At 67.6% G+C, this 20952-nt stretch carries 32 protein-coding genes and 1 pseudogene; 32 read left to right on the top strand and 1 reads right to left on the bottom strand.

All coding sequences use genetic code 11. The features are described from left to right. Nucleotides 1-179: 179 nt before the first annotated feature. The 3 genes and pseudogenes from gdhA to ACFYQA_RS00855 all read left to right on the top strand — a co-directional run. Nucleotides 180-1538, top strand: a complete 1359-nt coding sequence (gene gdhA / locus ACFYQA_RS00845; protein ID WP_388909658.1) for an NADP-specific glutamate dehydrogenase — start codon at nt 180-182, stop codon at nt 1536-1538. A 131-nt stretch (nt 1539-1669) separates the two neighbouring features. Beyond that, entirely contained in the window at nt 1670-2002 is a 333-nt protein-coding gene (locus tag ACFYQA_RS00850; protein WP_388909661.1) for a cupin domain-containing protein, read from the top strand. Nucleotides 2003-2105: 103 nt separating this feature from the next. After that, a pseudogene (locus ACFYQA_RS00855) lies at nt 2106-2434 on the top strand (hypothetical protein); the annotation flags it as partial. A 76-nt stretch (nt 2435-2510) separates the two neighbouring features. Here the strand turns inward: ACFYQA_RS00855 and ACFYQA_RS00860 are convergent. Continuing rightward, nucleotides 2511-4292 carry an NlpC/P60 family protein gene (locus ACFYQA_RS00860; RefSeq protein WP_388909664.1) on the bottom strand — a complete coding sequence of 594 codons (1782 nt, stop codon included), beginning with the start codon at nt 4290-4292 and terminating at the stop codon, nt 2511-2513. Between the two features lie 481 nt (nt 4293-4773). Between ACFYQA_RS00860 and rpsJ the strand changes: the two genes are divergently transcribed. From rpsJ to ACFYQA_RS01005, 29 genes are all read left to right on the top strand, one after another. After that, on the top strand, nt 4774-5082 hold the full coding sequence (gene rpsJ, locus ACFYQA_RS00865) for a 30S ribosomal protein S10 (RefSeq protein WP_014054162.1): 309 nt from the start codon (nt 4774-4776) through the stop codon (nt 5080-5082). 18 nt (nt 5083-5100) lie between these two features. Then, complete coding sequence (gene rplC / locus ACFYQA_RS00870) at nt 5101-5745, top strand: 50S ribosomal protein L3 (RefSeq protein WP_326754270.1); 645 nt, start codon at nt 5101-5103, stop codon at nt 5743-5745. 8 nt (nt 5746-5753) lie between these two features. Continuing rightward, nucleotides 5754-6413, top strand: a complete 660-nt coding sequence (gene rplD, locus ACFYQA_RS00875) for a 50S ribosomal protein L4 (protein WP_332430043.1) — start codon at nt 5754-5756, stop codon at nt 6411-6413. Beyond that, nucleotides 6413-6832 carry a 50S ribosomal protein L23 gene (gene rplW / locus ACFYQA_RS00880; RefSeq protein ID WP_332430045.1) on the top strand — a complete coding sequence of 140 codons (420 nt, stop codon included), beginning with the start codon at nt 6413-6415 and terminating at the stop codon, nt 6830-6832. Before rplD ends, rplW begins: the two co-directional genes overlap by 1 nt. Before the next feature lie 40 nt (nt 6833-6872). Next, the gene (gene rplB / locus ACFYQA_RS00885) at nt 6873-7709 is read left to right on the top strand and encodes a 50S ribosomal protein L2 (RefSeq protein ID WP_388909669.1); all 837 of its coding nucleotides are present in this window, start codon (nt 6873-6875) and stop codon (nt 7707-7709) included. A gap of 12 nt (nt 7710-7721) precedes the next feature. Then, nucleotides 7722-8003, top strand: coding sequence for a 30S ribosomal protein S19 (gene rpsS / locus ACFYQA_RS00890; RefSeq protein ID WP_388909672.1), 282 nt, complete (start codon nt 7722-7724; stop codon nt 8001-8003). Nucleotides 8004-8045: 42 nt separating this feature from the next. Next, nucleotides 8046-8393, top strand: coding sequence for a 50S ribosomal protein L22 (gene rplV / locus ACFYQA_RS00895; RefSeq protein WP_030619142.1), 348 nt, complete (start codon nt 8046-8048; stop codon nt 8391-8393). Then, complete coding sequence (gene rpsC, locus ACFYQA_RS00900; protein ID WP_386403460.1) at nt 8393-9220, top strand: 30S ribosomal protein S3; 828 nt, start codon at nt 8393-8395, stop codon at nt 9218-9220. The genes rplV and rpsC overlap by 1 nt, the downstream gene beginning before the upstream one ends. A gap of 5 nt (nt 9221-9225) precedes the next feature. Beyond that, the gene (gene rplP / locus ACFYQA_RS00905) at nt 9226-9645 is read left to right on the top strand and encodes a 50S ribosomal protein L16 (RefSeq protein ID WP_004927269.1); all 420 of its coding nucleotides are present in this window, start codon (nt 9226-9228) and stop codon (nt 9643-9645) included. Then, nucleotides 9645-9869, top strand: a complete 225-nt coding sequence (gene rpmC / locus ACFYQA_RS00910; RefSeq protein ID WP_030831683.1) for a 50S ribosomal protein L29 — start codon at nt 9645-9647, stop codon at nt 9867-9869. The genes rplP and rpmC overlap by 1 nt, the downstream gene beginning before the upstream one ends. Then, a complete protein-coding gene (rpsQ, locus tag ACFYQA_RS00915; RefSeq protein ID WP_386403465.1) occupies nt 9869-10156 on the top strand; it encodes a 30S ribosomal protein S17 in 288 nt (95 codons plus the stop codon). Before rpmC ends, rpsQ begins: the two co-directional genes overlap by 1 nt. Nucleotides 10157-10292: 136 nt before the next feature. Beyond that, nucleotides 10293-10661, top strand: coding sequence for a 50S ribosomal protein L14 (rplN, locus tag ACFYQA_RS00920; RefSeq protein WP_003992364.1), 369 nt, complete (start codon nt 10293-10295; stop codon nt 10659-10661). Nucleotides 10662-10663: 2 nt separating this feature from the next. After that, nucleotides 10664-10987: a 50S ribosomal protein L24 gene (gene rplX / locus ACFYQA_RS00925; RefSeq protein WP_332430057.1), complete on the top strand. Its 324-nt coding sequence runs from the start codon at nt 10664-10666 to the stop codon at nt 10985-10987. Further along, the gene (gene rplE / locus ACFYQA_RS00930; protein ID WP_386403469.1) at nt 10987-11544 is read left to right on the top strand and encodes a 50S ribosomal protein L5; all 558 of its coding nucleotides are present in this window, start codon (nt 10987-10989) and stop codon (nt 11542-11544) included. The genes rplX and rplE overlap by 1 nt, the downstream gene beginning before the upstream one ends. A 5-nt stretch (nt 11545-11549) precedes the next feature. Next, complete coding sequence (locus ACFYQA_RS00935; protein WP_003948630.1) at nt 11550-11735, top strand: type Z 30S ribosomal protein S14; 186 nt, start codon at nt 11550-11552, stop codon at nt 11733-11735. A 237-nt stretch (nt 11736-11972) separates the two neighbouring features. Next, nucleotides 11973-12371 carry a 30S ribosomal protein S8 gene (gene rpsH, locus ACFYQA_RS00940; protein ID WP_332430061.1) on the top strand — a complete coding sequence of 133 codons (399 nt, stop codon included), beginning with the start codon at nt 11973-11975 and terminating at the stop codon, nt 12369-12371. A 24-nt stretch (nt 12372-12395) separates the two neighbouring features. Beyond that, nucleotides 12396-12935, top strand: coding sequence for a 50S ribosomal protein L6 (gene rplF / locus ACFYQA_RS00945; protein ID WP_386403474.1), 540 nt, complete (start codon nt 12396-12398; stop codon nt 12933-12935). 3 nt (nt 12936-12938) lie between these two features. Beyond that, complete coding sequence (gene rplR / locus ACFYQA_RS00950) at nt 12939-13322, top strand: 50S ribosomal protein L18 (protein ID WP_055592173.1); 384 nt, start codon at nt 12939-12941, stop codon at nt 13320-13322. A gap of 41 nt (nt 13323-13363) precedes the next feature. Next, the gene (gene rpsE / locus ACFYQA_RS00955) at nt 13364-13969 is read left to right on the top strand and encodes a 30S ribosomal protein S5 (RefSeq protein WP_307067899.1); all 606 of its coding nucleotides are present in this window, start codon (nt 13364-13366) and stop codon (nt 13967-13969) included. 2 nt (nt 13970-13971) lie between these two features. Beyond that, the gene (rpmD, locus tag ACFYQA_RS00960) at nt 13972-14154 is read left to right on the top strand and encodes a 50S ribosomal protein L30 (RefSeq protein ID WP_042165115.1); all 183 of its coding nucleotides are present in this window, start codon (nt 13972-13974) and stop codon (nt 14152-14154) included. 2 nt (nt 14155-14156) lie between these two features. Continuing rightward, nucleotides 14157-14612: a 50S ribosomal protein L15 gene (gene rplO / locus ACFYQA_RS00965; protein WP_355243955.1), complete on the top strand. Its 456-nt coding sequence runs from the start codon at nt 14157-14159 to the stop codon at nt 14610-14612. 233 nt (nt 14613-14845) lie between these two features. Beyond that, nucleotides 14846-16159 carry a preprotein translocase subunit SecY gene (gene secY, locus ACFYQA_RS00970; protein WP_388909683.1) on the top strand — a complete coding sequence of 438 codons (1314 nt, stop codon included), beginning with the start codon at nt 14846-14848 and terminating at the stop codon, nt 16157-16159. Then, nucleotides 16159-16812, top strand: a complete 654-nt coding sequence (locus ACFYQA_RS00975) for an adenylate kinase (RefSeq protein WP_388909686.1) — start codon at nt 16159-16161, stop codon at nt 16810-16812. The genes secY and ACFYQA_RS00975 overlap by 1 nt, the downstream gene beginning before the upstream one ends. A gap of 135 nt (nt 16813-16947) precedes the next feature. Continuing rightward, nucleotides 16948-17784: a type I methionyl aminopeptidase gene (gene map / locus ACFYQA_RS00980; RefSeq protein WP_332430077.1), complete on the top strand. Its 837-nt coding sequence runs from the start codon at nt 16948-16950 to the stop codon at nt 17782-17784. 424 nt (nt 17785-18208) lie between these two features. After that, nucleotides 18209-18430 carry a translation initiation factor IF-1 gene (gene infA, locus ACFYQA_RS00985; protein WP_003948620.1) on the top strand — a complete coding sequence of 74 codons (222 nt, stop codon included), beginning with the start codon at nt 18209-18211 and terminating at the stop codon, nt 18428-18430. 64 nt (nt 18431-18494) lie between these two features. After that, nucleotides 18495-18608 carry a 50S ribosomal protein L36 gene (gene rpmJ / locus ACFYQA_RS00990; protein ID WP_003974245.1) on the top strand — a complete coding sequence of 38 codons (114 nt, stop codon included), beginning with the start codon at nt 18495-18497 and terminating at the stop codon, nt 18606-18608. A 207-nt stretch (nt 18609-18815) separates the two neighbouring features. Next, nucleotides 18816-19196 carry a 30S ribosomal protein S13 gene (gene rpsM / locus ACFYQA_RS00995; protein WP_065004465.1) on the top strand — a complete coding sequence of 127 codons (381 nt, stop codon included), beginning with the start codon at nt 18816-18818 and terminating at the stop codon, nt 19194-19196. A 65-nt stretch (nt 19197-19261) separates the two neighbouring features. After that, nucleotides 19262-19666, top strand: coding sequence for a 30S ribosomal protein S11 (gene rpsK / locus ACFYQA_RS01000; protein WP_003956432.1), 405 nt, complete (start codon nt 19262-19264; stop codon nt 19664-19666). A gap of 257 nt (nt 19667-19923) precedes the next feature. Continuing rightward, nucleotides 19924-20946 carry a DNA-directed RNA polymerase subunit alpha gene (locus ACFYQA_RS01005; RefSeq protein WP_042165128.1) on the top strand — a complete coding sequence of 341 codons (1023 nt, stop codon included), beginning with the start codon at nt 19924-19926 and terminating at the stop codon, nt 20944-20946. Nucleotides 20947-20952 lie beyond the last annotated feature (6 nt).

Genomic DNA, 20952 nt, shown 5'->3' on the forward strand with positions numbered 1-20952 from the left:
TCTCGAATGGCGGACAATCGTGCGGGGCCCTTGGCCTTCCGCTTAACACATGAGTAACACTGAAGGGTCGACTGCTGTGCCGAAGCCCCCCGGGCAGTCGCCGTCCCCGCGCGAGGCAATGGCGCCGCGCGCCCATCACCGGGCTCGCTCCGGTGTCAGCCGCGCCAGAAAGGGACCCCGTGACCTCACGACCCGACCGCAGCACAGCGCTCGCCCACCTGCATGCCGAAATCGTCCGCCGCAATCCGGCCGAACCCGAGTTCCACCAGGCCGCACGCGAGGTGCTGGACAGCCTCGGACCGGCGCTCGCGGCGCGCTCCGAGTACCGGGACCCGGGGCTCGTCGAGCGGCTGATCGAGCCGGAGCGGCAGATCATCTTCCGGGTGCCGTGGCAGGACGACCAGGGTTGCGTTCACGTCAATCGCGGAATCCGGATCGAATACAACAGCGCCCTGGGCCCGTACAAGGGCGGCCTGCGCTTCCACCCCTCGGTGAACCTGGGGATCATCAAGTTCCTCGGCTTCGAGCAGGTCTTCAAGAACGCGCTGACCGGCCTCGGCATCGGCGGCGGCAAGGGCGGCAGCGACTTCGACCCGCAGGGCCGCAGCGACGCGGAGGTCATGCGCTTCTGCCAGTCCTTCATGACGGAGCTGTACCGGCACATCGGCGAGTACACCGACGTCCCCGCGGGCGACATCGGCGTCGGCGCGCGCGAGATCGGCTACCTGTTCGGCCAGTACCGGCGGATCACCAACCGCTGGGAGGGCGGCGTCCTGACCGGCAAGCGCGCCGGCTGGGGCGGCTCGCTGATCCGGCCGGAGGCGACCGGGTACGGCAACGTGCTGTTCGCCGAGGCGATGCTGCACGAGCGCGGCGAGGACCTCGAGGGCCAGACCGCGGTGGTCTCCGGCTCCGGAAACGTCGCGCTCTACACCATCCAGAAGCTCATCGCCCTCGGCGCCAACCCGGTGACCTGCTCCGACTCCAGCGGCTACGTCGTCGACGAGAAGGGCATCGACCTGGAGCTGCTCTGCCAGATCAAGGAGGTCGAGCGCGGCCGGGTGGGCACGTACGCCGAGCGGCGCGGCTCCTCCGCGCGGTTCGTGCCCGGCGGGCGGGTCTGGGAGGTCCCGGCCGACATCGCCCTCCCGTCGGCCACGCAGAACGAGCTGGACGAGGACGCGGCCGCCACGCTCGTCCGCAACGGCGTGAAGGCCGTCTCGGAGGGCGCGAACATGCCCACGACACCGAAGGCCGTGCAGCTCCTCCAGCAGGCCGGAGTCGCCTTCGGCCCCGGCAAGGCCGCCAACGCGGGCGGGGTCGCGGTCAGCGCCCTGGAAATGACGCAGAACGCGTCGCGTACGACGTGGAAGGCCGACCAGGTCGAGAACGAGCTGGCCCGCATCATGACCGACATCCACCGCACCTGCGCCGAGACCGCCGAGCGCTACGGCGCCCCCGGCGACTACGTCACGGGCGCGAACATCGCCGGCTTCGAGCGGGTCGCGGACGCGGTGCTGGCGCAGGGCGTCATCTGACGGTGCCGGACCGTCACCGGCGGGGGGAGGGCGAAGGCCCTTCCCCCGCTCGGACGCTCGGACCGGGGGAGTACCGGAGTACCCCACATGGCCCTGGCGCCCGCACGGCCCGGCCGTGGAGACTCGGACCCATGCAGAAGCTCTCCCTCGACGCCCTCGCCCGCGAACACCTGGAACGCGCTGCCGCCGCCTCCACCGGCCGCAGCGCGAGCACGGTCTACGGCGGCCACGAGCACACCCTGCGCCAGACCCTCCTCGCCCTGACCTCCGGCACCTCCCTCGCCGAGCACGAGAACCCCGGCGAGGCGACCCTGCTGGTGCTGCGCGGCCGGGTCCGCCTCACCAGCGGCGACACCGCGTGGGAGGGCAGAGACGGCGACCTGATCGTCATCCCGCCGGCCCGGCACGCCCTGGAGGCCCTGGAGGACGCGGCCGTCCTCCTCACCGTCGCCAAGCCGAACTGAGGGGCGAGACCGAGGACCGAGCCCTCCCCACCACGGAGCCGCATCGAACAGCGGGACGATGCCGGCGCGGATCATCGAACCGTGAACGGGGGAGTGCGGCGTCGTGGCCCGCTGCGCGGAGGCGCTGACCGTCGAGCGCGGCGGTTTCCGGATCAAGACGCCGGAGTCCTGGTGGGATTTCGACGTCCGGCCGGAGTCGCGGGACGACTCGATCCACCGGATGGTCACCGAACGCCTGCGCCGGCAACCGGAATGGGAGCCGCACCGGGACACGTACACCACGTTCCTGCGGAAAGCGGCGGCGGACGCCTGGAAGTCGGGCGCGCTGTAATGCGGTTGCATGGCCGAGGGCTTCGGCGGGGACGTCCCGATCACCGGCTCGGGACGGTCTCGCCGGTCGGCGGCCGTACGAGCGGGGGCGACCCGCTCCCGTACCCGCTCCCGTACCCGCGCTCCCGGACGACCGGGAGCAGGTACGGCGTGAGGCCCGGCAGCGCCGGCGGGGACGTCAGATGCGGTGGACGGTGTGCAGGGTCCGGGCGTACGTGCCCGTGCCGTCCAGGTGGGACGCGCCTCCCAGGTCCGACATGGTGGGGCCGTCGATCGTCTTGCGGCTGGACAGGAAGCGGCGCTTGCCGTCCGTGTCCGTGCCGAGGTGGATGCCTACGTGGTCCGCCGTGGCCGTGGGGCCGTCGTCGCCCGAGTCCGCGTTGAACAGCACGAGATCACCCGGCTGGAGCTGCGCCGCCGCGGGCGGGTTCGTCCCGTCGGTGCGGGCGATGCGCACCCCCGGGGTGTGGTCGGCCATGTCGCGGGAGATCCGGGGTATCCGGGTGCCGGAGGTGTCCGCCCTCGCGGCCATCGGCACCCCCATGTGGTAGCCGTACACCATGCGCGTGTAGCCCGAGCAGTCGAGGGAGTTCCTCTGATCGCTGTCCTCGTCGCTGTCCGGACCCCTGTAGGTGCCGTCGGGGAAGGTCCAGCCGGTGTCCATGTACTCGTGGAAGTCGGCGCCCTCGACGCGGTGGCCCCGCTCGTTCGAGTAGCCGTACTTCGCCGCGCCCAGGACCTTCTTGCCCGCCGCCGGTCCGGAGCCGGAGATCACCGCGGGGGCGCCGGGCAGGAACATGGCCGCGTAGGCCAGGACGTCCGGCGCGGTGGAGCCGGACCAGGCACGGATGGTGCTCTCCAGCTCCGGCGTCCAGTTCCCGTCGAAGGGCTCGGGCAGCACCCGCACCCAGTCCCCGTGCGTGACGGTCGGGGGTTCGGCCCAGGTGCCCTCGGTCACTCGGAAGCGGCTGACGAGCAGCTTCATCGGCAGGCTGGTGCAGCCCTGGTTGGCCAGCGCGCGCAGGCCGACCCGTCCGGCGCCGAGGGCCGAGTCGTTCACGTCGACCTCCCAGCCGGACGGCTGGGAGATGGTGGACGGCCAGGCCTTGACCCGGATCCGGCTGCCCTCGCGGCGCACGCGGATCGTCCAGTCCGTGCCCGCGGGCACGGTCGTGGCGAGGGTGAGGGCCGGGGTCAGCTGGGTGACGGCGTCCTCGACCTCCTTCTCCACCCTCAGTTGCACCGCGCCGGAGGTGACGAAGGACAGCCGGGCCCGGTAGTTGTTGCGGGGGTCCAGGTAGCCGAAGGACAGCGCGTAGGAGCAGGCCTCTCCGGTGGGCACCTTGTCGAAGCGTGCGACGGACTGGACGTCCACGTCGGTGACGGCGTCGTCACGGACGCTGGCGTGGCGGCTGGCGTTGGCGGTGGTCAGGTTGATGACGCCGGTGCCCCGCCCCCCGGTTCCCCGCACCGTCGAGTAGTCGGAGTCGACGGGACCGAGGGTGGACCAGCTGCCGCCGCCCGGGGAACTGCCCCAGTACGAGCGCTTGTCCGCGGGGAGGTCGAGGTCGGGCAGGGTGCGATAGAAGACGTCGTCGAAGGGTCTCTTGTTCTCCGTGAACGTCCGCTCGGGCCCCGGCAGCAGCACGGTTCGGGCGCCGCGCGTCAGGAGGGCGACGCGTCTGCCGTCCGAGGTGATCTCGGTGCGGGCCGGGGTGCCCGGCAGCACGGTCGCGGTGAGGGGCGACCGCAGCGTCTCGCGGATGAAGTGGGTGGCGTCCAGCGGCGCCATCGTGACGGAGGAGGGGGCGGAACCCAGTCCCGCCGGAGCCGCGAGCAGCTCGGCCGGTGAGGTCGCACCGGCGGCATGGGCCGGTGCGGTGGCCGTGCCGGCCAGCGGGAGCGAGGCGGCGGAGGCGGCGAAGACGGCGAGCACGCTGCGCCGTGAAGTGTTCGACATGCCTGTCATGATCAGGGTTACAGGGCTCCGCCCCCGACCTGGGGCGATCAGTGTTTGGTCTGCGTCGCCCTCGGGGTATTCTCTCCGGCCCGATTGGCCAGGCCGCTGCCCGCTGTGGCAGACTAACGGGGTTGCTCGGTCGAGTGCCGATGCTGTGCGCCCCCCGCCGGGGGGACCGGAAGCGAGTCCCACAGTACTCGTCGTCCCATGCATTACATCGAGAGATGTAGGGGCGGACGTACGGGAATCTTCCGGGAAGTGTCAGCGGGGTGCAGACCAGGCGCCCGGTGGGCCTCTCGCCCCCGCCCGCGGTTCCGGAAGGGCCCGCACTCCCACGCAGGGAAGTTCCGACAAGGGACATTCATGTCGACGGGAGCGCGACACGCCCGACCGCGTGGGTCGGAGGAGGGGAGGGTGAGTGACAGAGCAGGCAAACCATCGGGTTCCGGAGCGTTACTAGAGACAGGACTACGAAGCAGCCATGGCGGGACAGAAGATCCGCATCCGGCTCAAGGCCTACGACCACGAAGTCATCGACTCCTCGGCGAAGAAGATCGTCGAGACGGTGACGCGTACTGGTGCGTCGGTCGCGGGCCCGGTGCCGCTGCCCACTGAGAAGAACGTGTACTGCGTCATCAAGTCGCCGCACAAGTACAAGGACGCGCGCGAGCACTTCGAGATGCGCACGCACAAGCGCCTGATCGACATCCTCGACCCGACGCCCAAGACCGTTGACTCCCTGATGCGACTCGACCTCCCGGCCGGTGTCGACATCGAGATCAAGCTCTGAGGGCCGGTGATCTGAGAGATGACCAAGCAGATCAAGGGCATCCTGGGCGAGAAGCTCGGCATGACGCAGGTGTGGGACGAGAACAACCGCGTTGTTCCCGTCACCGTGCTCAAGGCCGGGCCCAATGTCGTCACCCAGGTCCGTACGAACGACGCCGACGGCTACGAGTCCGTCCAGATCGCGTTCGGTGAGATCGACCCGCGCAAGGTGAACAAGCCCCTCAAGGGCCACTTCGCCAAGGCCGACGTCACCCCCCGTCGTCACCTCGTCGAGATCCGCACCGCGGACGCCTCCGAGTACACGCTGGGCCAGGAAGTCACCGCCGAGGTGTTCGAGGCCGGCGTGAAGGTCGACGTGACCGCGAAGAGCAAGGGCAAGGGCTTCAGCGGCGTCATGAAGCGCCACAACTTCAAGGGCAACAACTCCTCGCACGGTGCCAAGCGTGTGCACCGCATGCCCGGTTCCATCGGCGGCTGCGCCACCCCGGGTCGTGTGTTCAAGGGCCAGCGCATGGCGGGCCGCATGGGCAACGAGCGGGTCACCACCCAGAACCTGACCGTCCACGCCGTTGACGCGGAGAAGGGTCTGCTGCTCATCAAGGGCGCGGTTCCCGGTCCGAACGGCGGCCTCGTCCTGGTCCGCACCGCGGCCAAGGGGGCCTGAGGTAACCGATGAGCACTGTTGACATCCTTTCGCCTGCCGGCGAGAAGACCGGAAGCGTCGAGCTCCCCGCGGAGATCTTCGGCGTGGAGAAGATCAGCATCCCGCTGATCCACCAGGTCGTCGTCGCGCAGAACGCCGCTGCCCGCCAGGGCACGCACAAGACCAAGCGTCGCGGTGAAGTCCGTGGTGGCGGCAGGAAGCCGTACCGCCAGAAGGGCACCGGCCGCGCCCGTCAGGGCTCGACCCGTGCGCCGCAGTTCGCCGGCGGTGGCGTCGTCCACGGCCCGCAGCCGCGCGACTACTCGCAGCGGACCCCGAAGAAGATGAAGGCCGCGGCCCTGCGCCACGCCCTCACCGACCGGGCCCGCCACGACCGCATTCACGTCGTCACCGGCGTGATCGAGGGCGAGAACCCCTCCACGAAGGCCGCCCGGACGCTGTTCGGCAAGATCTCGGAGCGCAAGAACCTGCTCCTGGTCGTCGACCGCGCCGACGAGGCCGCGTGGCTGTCCGCCCGCAACCTGCCCCAGGTCCACATCCTGGAGCCGGGCCAGCTGAACACGTACGACGTTCTCGTCTCGGACGACGTGGTCTTCACCAAGGCCGCTTTCGAGTCCTTCGTCGCCGGCCCGAACAAGGCCAACGACAACGAAGGGAGCGAGGTCTGATGGCAGTCCGTCACCCCTCCATCGCCTCCAAGGCGGCGAAGAAGGTCAAGGCCGCGCGCGTCGCCAAGGCGCACCGCCACGCCACCGAGGGCAAGAACACCGTCGTCACCCCGGCGAGCAAGGCGTACACGGACCCCCGTGACGTCCTGATCAAGCCGGTTGTGTCGGAGAAGAGCTACGCGCTCATCGACGAGAACAAGTACACGTTCATCGTCGCTCCGGGCTCCAACAAGACGGAGATCAAGGAGGCCGTGCAGGCGGTCTTCTCGGTCAAGGTCACCGGGGTCAACACGATCAACCGCCAGGGCAAGCGCAAGCGCACCCGCACCGGCTTCGGCCAGCGCGCGGGCACCAAGCGCGCGATCGTGACCCTTGCCGAGGGCGACCGTATCGACATCTTCGGCGGTCCGACCTCCTGACGGAGGTCCGGATCGTCCGGAATCGGACGAGGACTGAGAAATGGGAATCCGCAAGTACAAGCCGACTACGCCGGGCCGTCGTGGCTCCAGCGTCGCCGACTTCGTCGAGGTCACGCGGTCCACGCCGGAGAAGTCGCTGGTCCGTCCCCTGCACAGCAAGGGCGGCCGTAACAACTCAGGTCGTGTGACCGTTCGCCACCAGGGTGGCGGACACAAGCGCGCCTACCGCGTGATCGACTTCCGTCGTCACGACAAGGACGGCGTGCCGGCGAAGGTCGCGCACATCGAGTACGACCCCAACCGCACCGCGCGCATCGCGCTGCTGCACTACGCCGACGGCGAGAAGCGCTACATCCTCGCCCCGCGCAACCTGCAGCAGGGTGACCGCGTCGAGAACGGTCCCGGGGCCGACATCAAGCCGGGCAGCAACCTGGCGCTCCGCAACATCCCGGTCGGTACCACGATCCACGCGATCGAGCTCCGTCCCGGTGGCGGCGCCAAGCTCGCCCGCTCCGCCGGTGCCTCCGTGCAGCTGCTCGCGAAGGAGGGCTCGATGGCCCACCTCCGCATGCCGTCCGGAGAGATCCGCCTGGTCGACCAGCGCTGCCGCGCCACCGTCGGTGAGGTCGGCAACGCCGAGCAGAGCAACATCAACTGGGGCAAGGCCGGGCGCAAGCGCTGGCTGGGCGTCCGCCCGACCGTGCGTGGTGTGGTCATGAACCCGGTGGACCACCCGCACGGTGGTGGCGAAGGCCGTACCTCCGGTGGTCGCCACCCGGTGTCCCCGTGGGGTCAGAAGGAAGGCCGTACTCGTTCGCCCAAGAAGGCGTCGAACAAGTACATCGTCCGCCGCCGCAAGACGAACAAGAAGCGCTAGGAGCGGGTTTAGATGCCGCGTAGTCTCAAGAAGGGGCCCTTCGTCGACGACCACCTGATCAAGAAGGTGGACGTCCAGAACGAAGCCGGTACCAAGAACGTCATCAAGACCTGGTCCCGTCGCTCGATGATCATCCCGGCCATGCTCGGCCACACGATCGCGGTGCACAACGGCAAGACCCACATTCCGGTGTTTGTCACCGAGGCGATGGTCGGCCACAAGCTCGGTGAGTTCTCGCCGACGCGCACCTTCCGGGGTCACGTCAAGGACGACCGGAAGTCGAAGCGCCGCTAAGCGCGGGGTGGAATGACCATGACAAACACTGGAAGGACAACCATGGAAGCCAGGGCCCAGGCGCGGTACATCCGCGTCACGCCCATGAAGGCCCGCCGAGTGGTGGACCTTATCCGTGGCATGGATGCCACGGAGGCTCAGGCGGTCCTGCGTTTCGCCCCGCAGGCCGCGAGCGTGCCGGTCGGCAAGGTGCTGGACAGCGCCATTGCCAACGCCGCGCACAACTACGACCACACCGACGCCGACAGCCTCGTCATCTCCGAGGCGTACGTCGACGAGGGCCCGACCCTTAAGCGGTTCCGGCCGCGCGCCCAGGGCCGCGCCTACCGGATCCGCAAGCGGACCAGCCACATCACCGTGGTCGTCAGCAGCAAGGAAGGAACCCGGTAATGGGCCAGAAGGTTAACCCGCATGGGTTCCGGCTCGGCATCACCACCGACTTCAAGTCGCGCTGGTACGCCGACAAGCTGTACAAGGACTACGTCAAGGAAGACGTCGCCATCCGTCGGATGATGACGTCCGGCATGGAGCGCGCCGGCATCTCGAAGGTGGAGATCGAGCGCACCCGTGACCGTGTGCGGGTGGACATCCACACCGCGCGTCCGGGCATCGTCATCGGCCGCCGTGGCGCCGAGGCCGACCGCATCCGCGGCGACCTCGAGAAGCTCACGGGCAAGCAGGTCCAGCTGAACATCCTCGAGGTCAAGAACCCCGAGACCGACGCTCAGCTGGTTGCCCAGGCCGTCGCCGAGCAGCTCTCCTCCCGCGTCTCCTTCCGCCGCGCCATGCGTAAGAGCATGCAGTCGTCGATGAAGGCCGGCGCCAAGGGCATCAAGATCCAGTGCGGTGGCCGCCTCGGCGGCGCCGAGATGTCCCGCTCGGAGTTCTACCGCGAGGGCCGTGTGCCCCTGCACACGCTCCGCGCGAACGTGGACTACGGCTTCTTCGAGGCCAAGACGACCTTCGGCCGCATCGGTGTGAAGGTCTGGATCTACAAGGGCGACGTCAAGAACATCGCCGAGGTCCGCGCCGAGAACGCCGCTGCCCGCGCCGGCAACCGCCCGGCCCGTGGTGGCACTGACCGCCCGGCCCGTGGTGGCCGCGGTGGTGAGCGTGGCGGTCGCGGTCGCAAGCCGCAGCAGGCTGCCGCTGCCGAGGCCCCCAAGGCCGAGGCTCCGGCTGCCGCTCCGGCTGAGAGCACCGGAACGGAGGCCTGACCGACATGCTGATCCCCCGTAGGGTCAAGCACCGCAAGCAGCACCACCCGAAGCGCCGTGGTCAGGCCAAGGGTGGTACGACGGTCGCATTCGGCGAGTACGGCATTCAGGCCCTCACGCCGGCGTACGTGACCAACCGCCAGATCGAGGCGGCCCGTATCGCGATGACCCGCCACATCAAGCGTGGCGGCAAGGTCTGGATCAACATCTACCCGGACCGCCCGCTGACGAAGAAGCCTGCCGAGACCCGCATGGGTTCCGGTAAGGGTTCTCCGGAGTGGTGGATCGCGAACGTGCACCCCGGTCGGGTCATGTTCGAGCTGTCCTACCCCAACGAGAAGATCGCCCGTGAGGCGCTGACTCGTGCGGCCCACAAGCTGCCGATGAAGTGCCGGATCGTCAAGCGCGAGGCAGGTGAAGCGTGATGTCGGCCGGTACCAAGGCGTCCGAGCTGCGCGAACTGGGTGACGAGGAGCTTCTGGCGAAGCTTCGCGAAGCCAAGGAAGAGCTGTTCAACCTCCGCTTCCAGGCGGCGACCGGACAGCTCGAGAACCACGGTCGGCTGAAGGCCGTCCGCAAGGACATCGCGCGGATCTACACCCTGATGCGCGAGCGCGAGCTGGGCATCGAAACGGTGGAGAACGCCTGATGAGCGAGAACAATGTGACTGAGACGAACACCGGGGCTCGGGGTTTCCGCAAGACCCGCGAGGGCATCGTCGTCGGCGACAAGATGGACAAGACCGTCGTCGTCGCCGTCGAGGACCGCAAGAAGCACGGGCTGTACGGGAAGGTCATCCGCAGCACGAGCAAGCTCCAGGCCCACGACGAGCAGAACTCGGCCGGCGTCGGCGACCGTGTCCTCCTGATGGAGACCCGGCCGATGTCCGCGACGAAGCGCTGGCGCATCGTCGAGGTCCTCGAGAAGGCCAAGTAGGTAGTTCCCGCAAGGGAATTCCGACAAGTACGCCTGCGAGGCACCCCTCGCAGGGCAGTTCCGCCAGGCTCCGGGGACCGTTCGCCCAAGTGGATGAGCGGCCCCCGGGGAACCGGCAGACAAACAGGAGACAGACGTGATCCAGCAGGAGTCGCGACTGCGCGTCGCCGACAACACGGGAGCGAAGGAAATCCTTTGCATCCGTGTACTCGGTGGCTCCGGTCGCCGCTACGCGGGCATCGGTGACGTGATCGTCGCCACCGTCAAGGACGCGATCCCCGGCGGCAACGTGAAGAAGGGTGACGTCATCAAGGCGGTCATCGTTCGCACCGTCAAGGAGCGCCGCCGTCCGGACGGCTCGTACATCCGCTTCGACGAGAACGCCGCCGTCATTCTGAAGAACGACGGCGACCCTCGTGGCACCCGTATCTTCGGCCCGGTCGGCCGAGAGCTGCGCGAGAAGAAGTTCATGAAGATCATCTCCCTCGCGCCGGAGGTGCTGTGAGCATGAAGATCAAGAAGGGTGACCTGGTCCAGGTCGTCACCGGCAAGGACAGGGGCAAGCAGGGCAAGGTCATTGCCGCTTACCCGCGCGAGGACCGTGTCCTGGTCGAGGGCGTCAACCGGGTCAAGAAGCACACCAAGGCCGCCCCGACCGCCGGCGGTTCGCAGGCCGGCGGGATCGTGACCACCGAGGCCCCGGTCCACGTCTCCAACGTCCAGCTGGTCGTGGAGAAGGACGGCAACAAGGTCGTCACGCGCGTCGGTTACCGCTTCGACGGCGAGGGCAACAAGATCCGCGTTGCCAAGCGGACGGGCGAGGACATCTGATGACGACCACCACCACTCCGCGTCTGAAGACGAAGTACCGCGAGGAGATCACGGGCAAGCTGCGTGAGCAGTTCTCCTACGAGAACGTCATGCAGGTTCCCGGCCTCGTCAAGATCGTGGTCAACATGGGTGTGGGCGACGCCGCCCGCGACTCGAAGTTGATGGACGGCGCCGTGCGCGACCTCACCACGATCACCGGTCAGAAGCCGGCCGTCACCAAGGCCCGCAAGTCCATCGCGCAGTTCAAGCTGCGTGAGGGTCAGCCGATCGGTGCCCACGTCACCCTCCGTGGCGACCGCATGTGGGAGTTCCTGGACCGCACCCTGTCGCTCGCGCTGCCGCGCATCCGCGACTTCCGCGGTCTGTCCCCCAAGCAGTTCGACGGCCGTGGCAACTACACCTTCGGTCTCACGGAGCAGGTCATGTTCCACGAGATCGACCAGGACAAGATCGACCGCGTCCGGGGTATGGACATCACCGTGGTCACCACGGCGACCAACGACGAAGAGGGCCGTGCCCTTCTCCGTCACCTCGGCTTCCCGTTCAAGGAGGCGTGAGCGAGATGGCGAAGAAAGCTCTCATCGCGAAGGCTGCTCGCAAGCCCAAGTTCGGAGTGCGCGGCTACACCCGCTGCCAGCGCTGCGGTCGTCCGCACTCCGTGTACCGCAAGTTCGGCCTGTGCCGCGTGTGCCTTCGTGAGATGGCTCACCGTGGCGAGCTGCCGGGCGTGACCAAGAGTTCCTGGTAATCCGGTAGTTCCGGACTCCCAGGGCTCTCGGTAAGCAAGGGGGACGGCAGGAGGCCCGCTCCGCATGGCTTAGGCTTGTGGGGTTGGGCACCTGCCGTGCCCGGACGCACGCGGGCCGCGCCCGCTAATGTTTGCTTACTACGCCGTAGGTCCACCGCGCCGCACCCGTCCCGTCTCGGATCGGGGAGAGGGATGGCGCACCAGGAAACCACGGCGAGAGAGGCCGAAGGCCAATTCATGACCATGACTGATCCGATCGCGGACATGCTGACTCGTCTGCGGAACGCGAACTCGGCGTACCACGACTCTGTGACGATGCCGGCATCCAAGATCAAGTCGCACATCGCGGAGATCCTCCAGCAGGAGGGCTTCATCACGGGCTGGAAGACCGAGGACGCCGAGGTCGGCAAGAACCTCGTCCTCGAGCTGAAGTTCGGCCCGAACCGTGAGCGCTCCATCGCGGGCATCAAGCGGATCTCCAAGCCCGGTCTCCGGGTGTACGCGAAGTCCACTTCCCTGCCGAAGGTGCTGGGCGGCCTCGGCGTGGCGATCATCTCCACGTCGTACGGGCTCCTCACCGACAAGCAGGCCGGCAAGAAGGGCGTGGGTGGGGAAGTCCTCGCCTACGTCTGGTAGCAGAAGGGAACGGAGGAAACAGCTATGTCGCGCATCGGCAAGCTCCCCATCGCGGTTCCCGCCGGCGTGGACGTCACCATCGACGGCCGCACGGTCGAGGTCAAGGGCCCGAAGGGCTCGCTGGCTCACACCGTCGTGGCGCCGATCGAGATCGCCAAGGGTGAGGACGGCGTGCTGAGCGTCACCCGCCCCAACGACGAGCGTCAGAACAAGGCCCTCCACGGCCTGTCCCGCACGCTGGTGGCGAACATGATCACCGGCGTGACCCAGGGTTACGTGAAGAAGCTCGAGATCAGCGGTGTCGGTTACCGCGTGCTCGCCAAGGGTTCGAACCTGGAGTTCTCTCTCGGTTACAGCCATTCGATTCTGGTCGAGGCCCCCGAGGGCATCACCTTCAAGGTGGAGTCCGCGACCCGTTTCTCGGTCGAGGGCATCGACAAGCAGAAGGTCGGCGAGGTTGCGGCGAACATCCGCAAGCTGCGCAAGCCCGACCCGTACAAGGCCAAGGGCGTCAAGTACGAGGGCGAAGTCATCCGGCGCAAGGTCGGAAAGGCGGGTAAGTAAGCCATGGCATACGGGCAGAAGATCCTCAAGGGCGACGCCTACAAGCGTGCTGCTATCAAGCGTCGTCACATCCGGATCCGCAAGAACGTCTCTGGTACCGCCGAGCGTCCCCGCCTGGTCGTGACCCGCTCCAACCGCCACATCGTGGCACAGGTGATCGACGACCTGAAGGGCCACACGCTGGCTTCGGCGTCCACGCTGGACGCATCGATCCGCGGTGGCGAGGCCGACAAGTCCTCGCAGGCCAAGCAGGTCGGTGCCCTGGTCGCGGAGCGCGCCAAGGCCGCCGGTGTCGAGGCTGTCGTATTCGACCGCGGTGGCAACCAGTACGCGGGGCGCATCGCCGCCCTGGCGGACGCCGCCCGCGAAGCCGGACTCAAGTTCTGAGTCGGTTCCGTAGCTAGCGGAAACAGAGAGAGGTAATTCCAATGGCTGGACCCCAGCGCCGCGGTGGCGGTGCCGGTGGCGGCGAGCGGCGGGACCGGAAGGGCCGTGACGGTGGCGCATCTGCCGCCGAGAAGACCGCATACGTTGAGCGCGTCGTCGCGATCAACCGTGTCGCCAAGGTTGTGAAGGGTGGTCGTCGCTTCAGCTTCACCGCGCTGGTCGTGGTGGGCGACGGTGACGGCACCGTGGGTGTCGGATACGGCAAGGCCAAGGAGGTGCCGGCCGCCATCGCCAAGGGCGTTGAGGAGGCCAAGAAGCACTTCTTCAAGGTCCCCCGCATCCAGGGCACCATCCCGCACCCGATCCAGGGTGAGAAGGCTGCCGGCGTCGTGCTGCTCAAGCCCGCGTCCCCGGGTACCGGCGTGATCGCCGGTGGTCCGGTGCGTGCCGTGCTCGAGTGCGCCGGTATCCACGACATCCTGTCGAAGTCGCTCGGCTCCGACAACCAGATCAACATCGTGCACGCGACCGTGGCGGCCCTCAAGGGCCTGCAGCGCCCCGAGGAGGTCGCGGCCCGCCGCGGCCTGCCGCTCGAGGACGTCGCTCCCGCGGCTCTCCTGCGTGCACGTGCCGGGGCGGGTGCGTAATCATGGCGCAGCTCAGGATTACGCAGGTCAAGTCCTACATCGGCAGCAAGCAGAACCACCGTGACACCCTGCGTTCGCTGGGCCTGAAGAGGCTCAACGACGTGGTCGTCAAGGAGGATCGTCCCGAGTTCCGCGGAATGGTGCACACCGTCCGCCACCTCGTGACGGTCGAGGAGGTCGACTGATCATGGCGGAGCAGAACCCGCTCAAGATCCACAACCTCCGTCCCGCCCCGGGCGCCAAGACCGCCAAGACCCGTGTGGGTCGTGGTGAGGCGTCGAAGGGTAAGACGGCCGGTCGTGGTACGAAGGGCACCAAGGCCCGTTACCAGGTTCCGGAGCGCTTCGAGGGTGGCCAGATGCCCCTTCACATGCGTCTCCCGAAGCTGAAGGGCTTCAAGAACCCGTTCAAGACCGAGTTCCAGGTCGTGAACCTCGACAAGCTGGCCACGCTCTACCCCGAGGGTGGCGAGGTCACCGTCGAGGGTCTGGTGGCCAAGGGGGCCGTTCGCAAGAACAGCCTCGTCAAGGTCCTCGGCCAGGGCGAGATCTCCGTGGCACTGCAGGTGACGGTCGATTCCGTCTCCGGCTCCGCCAAGGAGAAGATCACCGCCGCCGGCGGTACCGTCACCGAGCTCGTCTGAATCAGTCAGGCGTGCCGATGACTTGAGCGATCCCGACCGGGGATACCCCACATATGGGGTATCCCCGGTTGGTCGTTCCTAGGGCGGTGGTCTCGCCGGTAAGGTGGCCTGCACTGCCCACTTTCCCCGGGCGCCCCACACGGGCACTTTGGGCGAAGGTTGACCGTTACGTATTCGTCGAACCTCAAGACCATCACCCTTGACGCGGTTGCGCGGGGGTCGCAGGAGGCACCGTGCTCACCGCGTTCGCCCGGGCGTTCAAGACGCCCGACCTGCGCAAGAAACTGCTGTTCACGCTCGGAATCATCGTGGTGTACCGGATCGGTACGAACGTGCCGGTTCCCGGTGTCGATTACCGGAACGTGCAGACCTGTATCGACGCGGCCCAGGCGAACCAGGGCCTGTTCGGTCTGGTCAACATGTTCAGCGGCGGCGCGCTGCTGCAGATCACGGTCTTCGCACTGGGCATCATGCCGTACATCACGGCGAGCATCATTCTGCAGCTGCTGACCGTGGTGATCCCGCGGCTGGAGGCCCTGAAGAAGGAGGGCCAGGCCGGTACCGCCAAGATCACGCAGTACACCCGATACCTGACGATTGCCCTCGCCATCCTGCAGGGCACCGGCCTGGTGGCCACCGCCCGCAGCGGCGCCCTCTTCCAGGGCTGCCCGGTGGCGAGCGAGATCGTCCCCGACCAGTCGATGTTCGTGACCATCACCATGGTCATCACGATGACCGCCGGTACGGCCGCTGTGATGTGGCTCGGTGAGCTGATCACCGACCGCGGCATCGGCAACGGAATGTCGATGCTGATGTTCATCTCGATCGCCGCCACCTTCCCCTCCGCCCTGTGGGCCATCAAGGAGCAGGGCACCCTGGCGGACGGCTGGATCGAGTTCGGCACGGTCCTGATCGTCGGCCTGGCCATGGTCGGCCTGGTCGTCTTCGTCGAGCAGGCGCAGCGCCGGATTCCCGTGCAGTATGCGAAGCGCATGATCGGCCGCCGTTCCTACGGCGGTACGTCCACCTACATCCCCCTCAAGGTGAACCAGGCGGGTGTCATCCCCGTCATCTTCGCCTCGTCGCTGCTCTACATCCCGGCGCTGATCGTCCAGTTCTCCAGCTCCACCGCGGGCTGGGCGACGTGGGTCACGAAGAACCTGGCCGATACCGGCGCCACGGCGCACATCATTCTGTACTTCTTCTTGATCGTATTCTTCGCATTCTTCTATGTGGCGATTACCTTCAACCCCGAAGAAGTCGCTGACAACATGAAGAAGTATGGTGGTTTCATCCCGGGCATCCGGGCTGGCCGACCGACCGCTGAGTACCTGAGTTACGTACTCAACCGGATCACCTGGCCGGGTTCGCTGTACTTGGGCCTGATCGCTCTCGTGCCGACGATGGCGTTGGCCGGTTTCGGGGCAAACCAGAACTTCCCGTTCGGCGGGACCAGCATCCTCATCATCGTGGGTGTCGGTCTCGAGACGGTGAGGCAGATCGAGAGCCAGCTCCAGCAGCGCAATTACGAAGGGTTCCTCCGCTGATGCGAATCGTCCTCGTCGGGCCGCCCGGTGCTGGGAAAGGCACGCAGGCCACCCGCCTAGCCGAGAAGCTGAGCATCCCCCACATCTCCACCGGCGACCTGTTCCGAGCCAACATCAGTCGGCAGACCGAGCTGGGCAAGCTCGCGAAGTCCTATATGGACGCGGGCAACCTGGTACCGGACGAGGTCACCATCGCCATGGCGAAGGACCGCATGGAACAGCCGGACGCCGAAGCCGGCTTCCTGCTGGACGGCTTCCCGAGGAACGTCTCCCAGGCCGAGGCCCTGGACGAGCTGCTGGAGACCGAGGGCATCACGCTGGACGCGGTCCTGGACCTGGAGGCCCCCGAGGCCGAGGTGGTCAAGCGGATCGCCGGACGGCGGGTCTGCCGCAAAGACTCCAGTCACGTCTTCCACGTGACGTACAGCAAGCCGGTCAAAGAAGGCGTCTGCGACCTCTGCGGCGGCGAGCTGTACCAGCGTGACGACGACTCCGAGGAGACGGTGCGCACCCGGCTGGAGGTCTACCACACGCAGACCGAGCCGATCATCGACTACTACAAGGCCCAGGGCCTCGTAGTGACGATCGGGGCGATGGGCCCGGTGGACCAAGTCACCGTGCGCGCGCTGGAGGCGCTCAAGCAGGACCAGTAGCTGTGCCCGTCCGGCCGCGGTTCCCTGCGGGGAGCCGCGGCCGACGTGTGTGCGGGGGGAAGCGGGCGCGAATGCCGTCCCCCGTATCGTTGACGGTGTCCGTACTCTCTCCGGTCCAGAAAGGCCGTCGTCCTCATGGTGCAGATCAAGACCCCCGAGCAGATCGCCACGATGCGTGAGGCGGGACTGGTGGTCGCTGCCATCCACGCGGCCACCCGCGAGGCGGCCGTGCCCGGGGCCACGACGAAGGATCTGGACCAGGTCGCCCGCAAGGTGCTCGCGGAGCACAACGCGAAGCCGAACTTCCTCGGCTACGGCGGCTTCCCCGCGACGATCTGCACCTCCGTCAACGAGGTCGTCGTCCACGGCATCCCCTCCGACGAGGTCGTCCTCAAGGACGGGGACGTCATCTCCATCGACTGCGGTGCCGTCATCGACGGCTGGCACGGTGACGCGGCCTACACGGCCTTCGTCGGGTCCGGGCACGCGCCGGAGCTGGTCGAGCTGTCCCGGGTGACCGAGGAATCGATGTGGGCCGGCATCGCGGCCATGAAGCAGGGCAACCGGCTGGTCGACGTCTCCCGCGCCATCGAGACCTACATCCGCCGGCAGCCGAAGCCCGGCGGCGGACGCTACGGGATCATCGAGGACTACGGCGGCCACGGCATCGGCACCGAGATGCACATGGACCCGCATCTGCTGAACTACGTCGAACGCCGCCGGGGCAAGGGGCCCAAGCTGGTCCCGGGTTTCTGCCTGGCCATCGAACCGATGGTCTCCCTGGGCACGGCGAAGACGCAGGTGCTGGAGGACGACTGGACCGTCATCACGACGGACGGGACCTGGTCCTCGCACTGGGAGCACTCCGTGGCGGTGACGGAGGCGGGCCCGCTGGTGCTGACGGCCCCGGACGGCGGGAAGGCGAAGCTGGCCGAGTACGGGATCACGGCGGCGCCGGATCCGCTCGCCTGACGGCGGCCCTCGCTTGACGGCGGCCCTCGCCTGACGGCGGCCCTCGCTTGACGGCGGCCCTCGCCGCGACCGCCGGCCGGCCGGACGTCATGACGACGGACGGGCCCCGGTCCTCGAGCGGGGAGCACTCCGTCGCGGTGCCGGAGGCCGGCCGAGGCTCGCCGGGCACAGGATCACGTCCGCGCCGCGCCGGATGCGCCGCGATGGGTCCGCCGCGCCGGATCCGCCGGGATGGGTCCGGTGCTCGCGGAAGCCGGCGGGTTAAGGATCTCGTGGGTGGGGCAGACTTTCCCGATTCGTCTTTCCGGGGGCCCCTGACGTAGACTGACTCGTCGGCTCTTGTGCACCCGCATGTCTGCATACACGTCATGCACACACGGTGCGCGGCAGAGCCGATCAAGGTAGTCGATTCGAAGGGCGAAGCGTGGCCAAGAAGCAAGGTGCCATCGAGATCGAGGGCACTGTCGTCGAGTCTCTTCCGAACGCCATGTTCAAGGTCGAGCTCCAGAACGGCCACCAGGTTCTGGCACACATCAGCGGCAAGATGCGTATGCACTACATCCGCATCCTCCCTGACGACCGGGTCGTGGTGGAGCTCTCTCCGTACGACCTGACCCGTGGCCGGATCGTCTACCGGTACAAGTGAGCAAGTAGATCTTGCCCCCTCTCCCTGTGATGCGGGGGCACTGAGCCCGGAGAACTTCAATCCCATGAAGGTCAAGCCGAGCGTCAAGAAGATCTGCGACAAGTGCAGGGTGATCCGCCGTCACGGCCGGGTCATGGTCATCTGCGACAACCCGCGCCACAAGCAGCGCCAGGGCTGAACCGCACGATCCACCCTCTGCGACTTTCCGCAGAACTTCGCGCGACGCGAGCAACACATGTTCATACGCAGAGCCCGAGCCCTCCGGCTCGACACCCCCGGCTCGGAGGCTGGGGACCCAGTCCGTACCAAATCGCCACAGCAGGCGAGGACGGCGGCTGGGGGACGGTTCTGCGGAAGACCTCCGACAACAAACTGGAGCCATTGAATGGCACGCGTTTCCGGTGTTGACATCCCGCGCGAAAAGCGCGTGGAGATCGCCCTCACCTACGTGTTCGGCATCGGCCGAACGCTCTCGCAGCAGACGCTGGCCGCTGTCGGCGTCGACCCGAACACCCGCGTTCGCGACCTCTCCGAGGAGCAGCTCGTCGCGATCCGTGAGTTCGTGGACAACAACATCAAGACCGAGGGTGACCTCCGCCGCGAGGTCCAGGCCGACATCCGCCGCAAGGTCGAGATCGGCACCTACCAGGGTCTGCGGCACCGTCGCGGTCTGCCCGTCCGCGGTCAGCGCACCAGTACCAACGCGCGTACCCGCAAGGGCCCGCGTCGCGCCATCGCCGGCAAGAAGAAGCCGGGCAAGAAGTAGTCCGCAGCGGACACCTGTCCACGGTCTTCGCTGAAGGACCGACCACCTCCCGTAGGAGTTAGTAGATGCCCCCCAAGGGACGTCAGGGCGCTGCCAAGAAGGTGCGCCGCAAGGAAAAGAAGAACGTCGCTCACGGCCACGCGCACATCAAGAGCACGTTCAACAACACGATCGTCTCCATCACGGACCCGTCCGGCAACGTGATCTCCTGGGCCTCCGCCGGCCACGTCGGCTTCAAGGGCTCCCGGAAGTCCACGCCGTTCGCCGCGCAGATGGCCGCCGAGTCGGCTGCCCGCCGCGCCCAGGAGCACGGCATGCGCAAGGTCGACGTGTTCGTCAAGGGCCCGGGTTCCGGTCGTGAGACCGCCATCCGTTCGCTCCAGGCGACCGGTCTCGAGGTCGGCTCCATTCAGGACGTCACCCCGACCCCGCACAACGGCTGCCGCCCGCCGAAGCGTCGCCGCGTCTGAGTCGACGGTGTCGGTGGTCGGCCTCCGGCTGGGGGTGCGGGGGTCGTCCCCCGCGGTGTCGCAGCACGGCTGCCGCCCGCCGAAGCGTCGCCGCGTCTGAGCCTTTGGCTCGAACGCCACGCAGGCAGTGATTTTTCGGGCGGTACGCTCCGTATACGGACCGTACCGCCCGTACCCTTGCAATGCCCGCACTTTTCACCGGGTGCGGTTTCCGTCGGACGTCAAATAGCGGGCGTCCACGAAAGAAGGATCCACACATGCTGATCGCTCAGCGTCCCTCGTTGACCGAAGAGGTCGTCGACGAGTTCCGGTCCCGGTTCGTGATCGAGCCGCTGGAGCCGGGCTTCGGCTACACCCTCGGCAACTCCCTCCGCCGCACCCTCCTGTCGTCGATCCCCGGCGCTGCTGTCACCAGCATCCGCATCGACGGTGTCCTGCACGAGTTCACCACCGTGCCGGGTGTCAAGGAGGACGTCACCGACCTGATCCTCAACATCAAGCAGCTGGTCGTCTCCTCCGAGCACGACGAGCCCGTGGTGATGTACCTGCGCAAGCAGGGCCCGGGTCAGGTCACCGCCGCCGACATCGCGCCCCCGGCCGGTGTCGAGGTGCACAACCCCGACCTCGTCCTCGCCACGCTCAACGGCAAGGGCAAGCTGGAGATGGAGCTGACCGTCGAGCGCGGTCGCGGCTACGTCTCCGCCGTGCAGAACAAGCAGGTGGGCCAGGAGATCGGCCGTATCCCGGTCGACTCCATCTACAGCCCCGTGCTGAAGGTCACGTACAAGGTCGAGGCGACCCGTGTCGAGCAGCGCACCGACTTCGACAAGCTGATCGTCGACGTCGAGACCAAGCAGGCCATGCGTCCGCGTGACGCCATGGCGTCGGCCGGTAAGACCCTGGTCGAGCTGTTCGGTCTGGCCCGCGAGCTCAACATCGACGCCGAGGGCATCGACATGGGCCCGTCCCCGACGGACGCCGCTCTCGCCGCCGATCTGGCGCTGCCGATCGAGGAGCTGGAGCTCACGGTCCGCTCGTACAACTGCCTCAAGCGTGAGGGCATCCACTCCGTGGGTGAGCTCGTCGCCCGCTCCGAGGCCGACCTCCTCGACATTCGCAACTTCGGTGCGAAGTCGATCGACGAGGTCAAGGCGAAGCTGGCCGGCATGAGCCTGGCTCTGAAAGACAGCCCGCCCGGATTCGACCCCACCGCGGCCGCGGACGCGTTCGGCGCGGACGACGACGCGGACGCCGGGTTCGTCGAGACCGAGCAGTACTGAGCCCTT

The sequence above is a fragment of the Streptomyces sp. NPDC005774 genome, from assembly GCF_042871645.1.
Taxonomy (GTDB): Bacteria; Actinomycetota; Actinomycetes; order Streptomycetales; family Streptomycetaceae; genus Streptomyces; species Streptomyces pratens.

Excerpts from the sequence above, each read along its gene's own strand:
- ACFYQA_RS00850 (WP_388909661.1), top strand. The coding sequence starts at position 1,670 with ATGCAGAAGCTCTCCCTCGACGCCCTCGCCCGCGAACACCTGGAACGC.
- ACFYQA_RS00860 (WP_388909664.1), bottom strand. The coding sequence starts at position 4,292 with ATGTCGAACACTTCACGGCGCAGCGTGCTCGCCGTCTTCGCCGCCTCC.
- rpsJ (WP_014054162.1), top strand. The coding sequence starts at position 4,774 with ATGGCGGGACAGAAGATCCGCATCCGGCTCAAGGCCTACGACCACGAA.
- rplC (WP_326754270.1), top strand. The coding sequence starts at position 5,101 with ATGACCAAGCAGATCAAGGGCATCCTGGGCGAGAAGCTCGGCATGACG.
- rplD (WP_332430043.1), top strand. The coding sequence starts at position 5,754 with ATGAGCACTGTTGACATCCTTTCGCCTGCCGGCGAGAAGACCGGAAGC.
- rplW (WP_332430045.1), top strand. The coding sequence starts at position 6,413 with ATGGCAGTCCGTCACCCCTCCATCGCCTCCAAGGCGGCGAAGAAGGTC.
- rplB (WP_388909669.1), top strand. The coding sequence starts at position 6,873 with ATGGGAATCCGCAAGTACAAGCCGACTACGCCGGGCCGTCGTGGCTCC.
- rpsS (WP_388909672.1), top strand. The coding sequence starts at position 7,722 with ATGCCGCGTAGTCTCAAGAAGGGGCCCTTCGTCGACGACCACCTGATC.
- rplV (WP_030619142.1), top strand. The coding sequence starts at position 8,046 with ATGGAAGCCAGGGCCCAGGCGCGGTACATCCGCGTCACGCCCATGAAG.
- rpsC (WP_386403460.1), top strand. The coding sequence starts at position 8,393 with ATGGGCCAGAAGGTTAACCCGCATGGGTTCCGGCTCGGCATCACCACC.
- rplP (WP_004927269.1), top strand. The coding sequence starts at position 9,226 with ATGCTGATCCCCCGTAGGGTCAAGCACCGCAAGCAGCACCACCCGAAG.
- rpmC (WP_030831683.1), top strand. The coding sequence starts at position 9,645 with ATGTCGGCCGGTACCAAGGCGTCCGAGCTGCGCGAACTGGGTGACGAG.
- rpsQ (WP_386403465.1), top strand. The coding sequence starts at position 9,869 with ATGAGCGAGAACAATGTGACTGAGACGAACACCGGGGCTCGGGGTTTC.
- rplX (WP_332430057.1), top strand. The coding sequence starts at position 10,664 with ATGAAGATCAAGAAGGGTGACCTGGTCCAGGTCGTCACCGGCAAGGAC.
- rplE (WP_386403469.1), top strand. The coding sequence starts at position 10,987 with ATGACGACCACCACCACTCCGCGTCTGAAGACGAAGTACCGCGAGGAG.
- ACFYQA_RS00935 (WP_003948630.1), top strand. The coding sequence starts at position 11,550 with ATGGCGAAGAAAGCTCTCATCGCGAAGGCTGCTCGCAAGCCCAAGTTC.
- rpsH (WP_332430061.1), top strand. The coding sequence starts at position 11,973 with ATGACCATGACTGATCCGATCGCGGACATGCTGACTCGTCTGCGGAAC.
- rplF (WP_386403474.1), top strand. The coding sequence starts at position 12,396 with ATGTCGCGCATCGGCAAGCTCCCCATCGCGGTTCCCGCCGGCGTGGAC.
- rplR (WP_055592173.1), top strand. The coding sequence starts at position 12,939 with ATGGCATACGGGCAGAAGATCCTCAAGGGCGACGCCTACAAGCGTGCT.
- rpsE (WP_307067899.1), top strand. The coding sequence starts at position 13,364 with ATGGCTGGACCCCAGCGCCGCGGTGGCGGTGCCGGTGGCGGCGAGCGG.
- rpmD (WP_042165115.1), top strand. The coding sequence starts at position 13,972 with ATGGCGCAGCTCAGGATTACGCAGGTCAAGTCCTACATCGGCAGCAAG.
- rplO (WP_355243955.1), top strand. The coding sequence starts at position 14,157 with ATGGCGGAGCAGAACCCGCTCAAGATCCACAACCTCCGTCCCGCCCCG.
- ACFYQA_RS00975 (WP_388909686.1), top strand. The coding sequence starts at position 16,159 with ATGCGAATCGTCCTCGTCGGGCCGCCCGGTGCTGGGAAAGGCACGCAG.
- map (WP_332430077.1), top strand. The coding sequence starts at position 16,948 with ATGGTGCAGATCAAGACCCCCGAGCAGATCGCCACGATGCGTGAGGCG.
- rpmJ (WP_003974245.1), top strand. The coding sequence starts at position 18,495 with ATGAAGGTCAAGCCGAGCGTCAAGAAGATCTGCGACAAGTGCAGGGTG.
- rpsM (WP_065004465.1), top strand. The coding sequence starts at position 18,816 with ATGGCACGCGTTTCCGGTGTTGACATCCCGCGCGAAAAGCGCGTGGAG.
- rpsK (WP_003956432.1), top strand. The coding sequence starts at position 19,262 with ATGCCCCCCAAGGGACGTCAGGGCGCTGCCAAGAAGGTGCGCCGCAAG.
- ACFYQA_RS01005 (WP_042165128.1), top strand. The coding sequence starts at position 19,924 with ATGCTGATCGCTCAGCGTCCCTCGTTGACCGAAGAGGTCGTCGACGAG.